The following is a 5408-nucleotide window of genomic DNA, read 5'->3' on the forward strand; positions in this document are numbered from 1 at the left end:
AAAAGCGTCGTTTTCCCTTTCCTCACAAATCAATGACTTGCGGGACCGGTCATTGATTTGGGCGCCCCGCGCGGGGCGCGTTGATGGACTTTTTGCGAGTCCATCAATTTTCGAGAGTGCAAAGTGCAAAGATGAAAGAGCAGGGGCCCGAAAGGGCCCCCTGTTTTTGCATTTCAGTTTTAGCTCAGTGCACAGATGCACCAGTGCACTCTTTCCACTTTCCACCCCTTCGACAAGCTCGGGGTCTTCCACTTTTCACTTGCTACTGTTTTTTCTCTTCCTCCAGCAGGTCCTTGTGGATCATGTCGGTGATACGGGTGCCCTGGTACTCCTCTGACCGGTCATCGTCTCCCCGGCCGTGGTCGATGCGGCAGCCGGGAATGTTCCCGCTCAGGGCTTTCAGACCGTCCCGGCTGATGGTTGTGCCTCTGATGAATAACTTGTCGAGGTAGTTCAGCTCCGACAGGTAATCGACGCTCGTATCCGTGACCCCGGGTCCGGAAAGGCTGAGGCTTCTCAGCCCGCCTATCTTGCTCAGGGATCGGACCCCGTTGTCGGTGATCCTGTTCCGGCCGAGGTAAAGCCTTCGCAGGCTCTGGATCTCCTTGATAGTCTCGATGTCGTTATCGGTGATGTCCGTGTTCACGAGGTTCAGGATCCTCAAACTTTCAAAGCCGGGAAGCACCTTGAGGTCCTTGTCACCGCACTTGTTGAAACTCAGGTCCAGGCACTGCAGGGAGGTGAGCTTTGCCAGGCTGGACAACCGCGACGGGTCCGGCTCGATGATGTTGGTTCCCATGAGATTGAGCACAACGAGTTTTTCCAGTGCCCCCAGGTGTTCGAGAGAGTGACTGCCGAGCCGGTTAAAAGCCAGGTGAAGGATCTCAAGAGCGGACAGGTGCGCCGCAGCGACAGCCGCACCGGATGTCACAAAGGTGAATGACAGGTCGAGGTACTTTACAACGGGCATTTTGAGGGCAAACTGCTCGAAGCCGTAATCGGTGAGGGGGGTATAAGACAGGTCGAAAACCTGGATATCCAGGGGGTCCAGCGCGCTCACGAGCTCCAGGTTGGCGGAAATATCCAGGGAGACCCTGAGGCCGGGTTCGGTGGAAACGTCCACCTCGCGGGCACCTCTGGCCTCACCGAAGTGCATCCAGTTGGCGAACCGTTCCTGGGGGACGGCACCGAGAGCCAGGCTCTGGGACGGCATGCTCGCCCACCAGCGTTCGTCGTACCTTTGCGCGGGATCCCTGACGTAGATATCCCCGAAGGAGTGATGGGACGGGAAGCTGATCAGCTTCGTCTGCAACTGGACCATAAGTAATGCTCTCCCATTTGGTTGAAAACCGACCCTGTCCGATTTCAATCTTTATACATTGTTTGATAGAGTCGCAAAAAGTCCAATCCGGGACTTTTCGCTCCACGGAAAGGGAAAAGCGTCGTTTTCCCTTTCCTTACAAATCAATGACTTATGGTGCGGGTCATTGATTTGGGCACCCCGCGCGGGGTGCGTTGATGGACTTTTTGCGAGTCCATCAATATTGTTTATATCATGGCATAAATGAGGTCGACATTCAAAACTCGTGATATCCTAGAAAAACAGGTTCATCCGGTTAATGAGTACCTGTTTCCCCCGGCGTGCAACCTGATATGGACCGCTCTTCCCTGCCGGGGTCGTGGCCGTGACCGGCCCTTGTTCTCCGGCCAGTCGCGAGGCGCAGCTTCTCAAGTGCTCTGCGAAGCCGGGCGATTGGACCGGAGAACACCTCCGGCGTCGGCCAGGTCAGGTACGCATTTACCGGATGAACCGAAAAACAAAAAGGGAAATTCCACAAAAGGAATTTCATTTGCTAGGAGTCTGTCGGAGAACATCCCTGTTTTTTAACAGGGAGGGCACAGACTCCTAGGGAGGCACCATGTTAAGGATCGAGAGGGAACGTAAGGAGAAGGATGAACTGTCCCTGTTCGGGGCGTTAAACTCCCTTTCCCGGGGGCGTCAGTATCCGGAGGAGGAACACCGGTACCGCCTGGCCTTCGAAAGGGACCGGGACAGGATCATCCACTGCAGCGCTTTCAGGCGGATGGAGTACAAGACCCAGGTCTTTTTTTACCACGAGGGTGATTATTTCAGGACCCGGCTGACCCATTCCCTGGAGGTTGCGCAGATCAGCCGTTCCGCCGCACTCGCGCTTGACCTCAACGAGACCCTCGCCGAAGCCGTCGCTCTCGCCCACGACCTGGGGCACACGCCCTTCGGTCACGCGGGAGAGCGGGTCATGGACAACCTCATGAAGGACGCGGGAGGGTTCGAGCACAACCTCCAGTCCCTCCGGGTGGTCGACCTTCTCGAGGAACGGTATCCGGACTTCACGGGCCTGAACCTCACCTGGGAGGTTCGTGAGGGGATCGCCAAGCACAGCACCGATTTTGATCAGCCCGAGATCGCGGCTTTCGGTGAAACCCAGCCAAGCCTGGAGGCCCAGATCGTGGAACTGGCCGACGAGATCGCCTACAACAACCACGACCTGGACGACGGCCTGACATCCCGGATGCTCGAGCAGGGGGAACTGTCCAGGGTCACCTTGTGGAGAACCGTCACCGAAAGCATCTTATCGGAATGGGTTGGCATCAGCCCGGCAATGCTCAGGCACGAATCGATCCGGAAGATCATCAACTGGCAGGTGACCGACCTTGTCGACAATATCGCACGGAACCTGAAACAGATGGGGATCTCCAACCGGGAAGAACTGGCCCAGGCCGGCGAACGGGTAGCCTCGTTCAGCTCCGAGATGGAGGAGATGAACAGGGAACTCAAGAAATTCCTGAGGGATAACCTGTATGCCCACTACCGGGTGACACGGATGGCTGAAAAGGCTCAAAGGATCCTCGTCGACCTTTTCAACGCATACCTGGACAAGCCGAAGCAGCTGCCCCCATCCACCTATAACAGGATCAAGGGCGGCGGGGACGTTAAAAGGGTGGTCTGCGATTACATGGCCGGGATGACCGACAAGTTCGCCCTGGAGGAGTACAAGAAGCTTTTCGACCCCTATGAGAAAGTATGAAATCAGTTCAAAGCGAAGAGGAAGGCGAGGGTCCAGGGTCTGGATCAATTGATTTTTCCTGATCCTGGAACCTGGAAACTGATGTTCCCGATCTGAACCTCCTTGACCTTAACAATAAGGGTGCTAAACTGTAATAGTTGCAGATAAAGATTTTTTCCGGGAAAGCCCATCATCTGGATTCCCCGTGTGAAAACATGGGAGCGAAGGAGAAAGTAATGAAAAACAGTATCCCCGTTCTGATCGCACTGCTCGCCCTGGCCCTGGTTCCCCTGACTGTTATGGCCGAAGAGATGGTCGATATGGAAGCAGCCAGGGTGGCCTTCGAGACCACCTGCTCCAAGTGCCACGATCTGCAAAGATCCCTTGCCAGGTCCAAGGATCTGGAAACCTGGGAGAAGACCGTAGGCCGCATGTCCGAATATCATAAACGGTTCGGCGCGCCCATCCCGGAAGAGGACCAGAAGGCAATCGTTCAGTATCTCGTGGAAAACGCGGGGAAGTAGGGAAGTTTACGGTTTACGGCATACAGTGTTGATGACTTCGCAAAAAGTCATCAATCTTGAAAAGGTTCCCTTCGGGGAACTTTTTTTTGAGGAATTTATTCTAAACCGAAAACCGTGAACTGTGAACCGTAAACTGGAACGGTTTGAGTCGGTCAGGAAGATCTTCTCAAACCGTTCCTTCTCCAGCTCGGAGAGATCACCCTCAACTCTCCAAAATCGGGCAGCGCGTCGGCGTAGGTCAAGGTGAACTCACCGTACCTGTTGTTGATCCGGTCGAGGGTTTCCTGCACCTGGTTTCCATTGGGAGACGCCGGGGAACAATCCGGGAAAAGGAGGCCGTTGGAAATTGTCCCGGGTTCCCTGGTGATGGAAACACCCAGGAGACGGACAGGTCTGGACAACCTGATGGTACTGAAGATCTCCATGGCCGTTCTGTAGATCTCACCCGTGTTATTGACGGAAGAGGGCAGGGTCCGCTGCCTGGTGTGGGTGGTCATGTCGCTGTAGCGCCACGTCAACGTGACCCGCTTCCCTGAAAATCCGTGTTTCCTGGCACGCCTTCCCACCATCTCGGAAAGGGTGAGAAGCACCCGGCCGGCAAAATCCCTGTCGACCGTGTCCGCCTGGAGGGTAACCGAATGGCCGACACTTTTCGTAACCTCATCCTTTCCTTCCGGGCATTCGCGGTGGGGGTCCAGTCCCCGGGCCATGTCCCCCAGGTGAACTCCTCTCGCTCCGAATTTTCCGCCCAGAAGCTCCACCGGGTAACGTCCCAGCTGTCCGCAGGTCCTTATTCCCATCCCGTGGAGGACCTGGCTTGTTTTCGGCCCGATGCCCCCGATCCTTTCCACGGGCATCTTTTCCATCAGTTCGCTCACCTCATCGGGAGATATGACCGTCAACCCGTCAGGCTTTTCCATGCCACTGGCAAGTTTGGCCAGGAGCCTGTTTTCTCCGATCCCCACGCTGCACGTCAAACCGGTGTCTTCCCCTATTTTATTCTTGATCGCCCTGCCGAGCTCCCGGGGTAAACCGGATTCAGGCAGGAGAAACGTCCCTTCGAACCACGCCTCGTCCACGGAGGTAACTCTCAGGTCGGGTGTAAAGGTGCCCAATGCGTCCATGACCCTGCCAGACGCGTCCGAATATTTCCTGTAGTCGGCCCGGATCACCGTCAGACCCGGGCACACACAGCGTGCCTGGGCCACCGTCATCCCTGTTCGAACGCCTGTCTTCCTCGCCGGATAACTTGATGTTGTGATGATGCTTCTCTTCCCTGGTCCCGCAACGGCGCAGGGGCGGCCCTTAAGGGCAGGGTTTGCCAGTTCCTCCACCGAAATGAAGAAGGCATCCATGTCCACGTGGACGAAGATCCGCCCGTTCAAGGTCATCAAGGCAGGCTGATCCCCTCGATGTGCCAGGAAAGGGTCTCGCTGTTCATGACGAGATGGAATGTGTCAGGGCCGTCTGAAACGGAAAAGTGGTGCAAGGTGGCGAGGCCCTGCCTCTCGATCCACACGTGGTTGACGCCGGAGACCTTTACCTTCCGCCCTCCGAAGACGAACCAGGCCGGGCTTACCTTCGCGCCGTGCCCGAATATGGCGCCGACCACCACCGGGTCATTGAGAGTTTCGCTGGTCATGATTGATGTGTCCAAGTCTCTACGTATCCAAGAGCCTTCGTGACCACGTATCAATGTTTGATAGGGTCGCAAAAAGTCCAATCCGGGCCTTTTAGCTCCACGGAAAGGGAAAAGCGTCGTTTTCCCTTTCCTTACAATGACTGCTGATAGATCACCAAAGTCTGTGCGAGACTTTGGCTCTACGGGAAGGGAAAA

The 5408-nt window shown here is 55.9% G+C and carries 5 protein-coding genes; 2 read left to right on the forward strand and 3 right to left on the reverse strand.

Annotated features, from left to right (window positions below):
* Positions 1 to 262 precede the first annotated feature (262 nt).
* Positions 263 to 1321: a hypothetical protein gene (locus P1S46_11295; protein MDF1537060.1), complete on the reverse strand. Its 1059-nt coding sequence runs from the start codon at positions 1319 to 1321 to the stop codon at positions 263 to 265.
* Between the two features lie 598 nt (positions 1322 to 1919).
* Between P1S46_11295 and P1S46_11300 the strand changes: the two genes are divergently transcribed.
* Positions 1920 to 3068: a deoxyguanosinetriphosphate triphosphohydrolase gene (locus P1S46_11300; GenBank protein MDF1537061.1), complete on the forward strand. Its 1149-nt coding sequence runs from the start codon at positions 1920 to 1922 to the stop codon at positions 3066 to 3068.
* 215 nt (positions 3069 to 3283) lie between these two features.
* Entirely contained in the window at positions 3284 to 3571 is a 288-nt protein-coding gene (locus P1S46_11305; GenBank protein MDF1537062.1) for a hypothetical protein, read from the forward strand.
* A 152-nt stretch (positions 3572 to 3723) separates the two neighbouring features.
* Here the strand turns inward: P1S46_11305 and dinB are convergent, their stop codons facing one another.
* Positions 3724 to 4962 (reverse strand): DNA polymerase IV, encoded by a 1239-nt coding sequence (gene dinB / locus P1S46_11310; protein ID MDF1537063.1) that lies wholly within the window; start codon positions 4960 to 4962, stop codon positions 3724 to 3726.
* Positions 4962 to 5213 (reverse strand): hypothetical protein, encoded by a 252-nt coding sequence (locus P1S46_11315; GenBank protein ID MDF1537064.1) that lies wholly within the window; start codon positions 5211 to 5213, stop codon positions 4962 to 4964. Before P1S46_11315 ends, dinB begins: the two co-directional genes overlap by 1 nt.
* Positions 5214 to 5408: the final 195 nt, after the last annotated feature.

It is taken from the genome of bacterium, assembly GCA_029210545.1.
Lineage (GTDB): Bacteria > BMS3Abin14 > BMS3Abin14 > BMS3Abin14 > BMS3Abin14 > JARGFV01.

Bases quoted from the DNA above. Each gene is read 5' to 3' on its own strand.
- P1S46_11305 (MDF1537062.1), top strand. From the start codon at position 3,284: ATGAAAAACAGTATCCCCGTTCTGATCGCACTGCTCGCCCTGGCCCTG.
- P1S46_11300 (MDF1537061.1), top strand. From the start codon at position 1,920: ATGTTAAGGATCGAGAGGGAACGTAAGGAGAAGGATGAACTGTCCCTG.
- P1S46_11315 (MDF1537064.1), bottom strand. From the start codon at position 5,213: ATGACCAGCGAAACTCTCAATGACCCGGTGGTGGTCGGCGCCATATTC.
- P1S46_11295 (MDF1537060.1), bottom strand. From the start codon at position 1,321: ATGGTCCAGTTGCAGACGAAGCTGATCAGCTTCCCGTCCCATCACTCC.
- dinB (MDF1537063.1), bottom strand. From the start codon at position 4,962: ATGACCTTGAACGGGCGGATCTTCGTCCACGTGGACATGGATGCCTTC.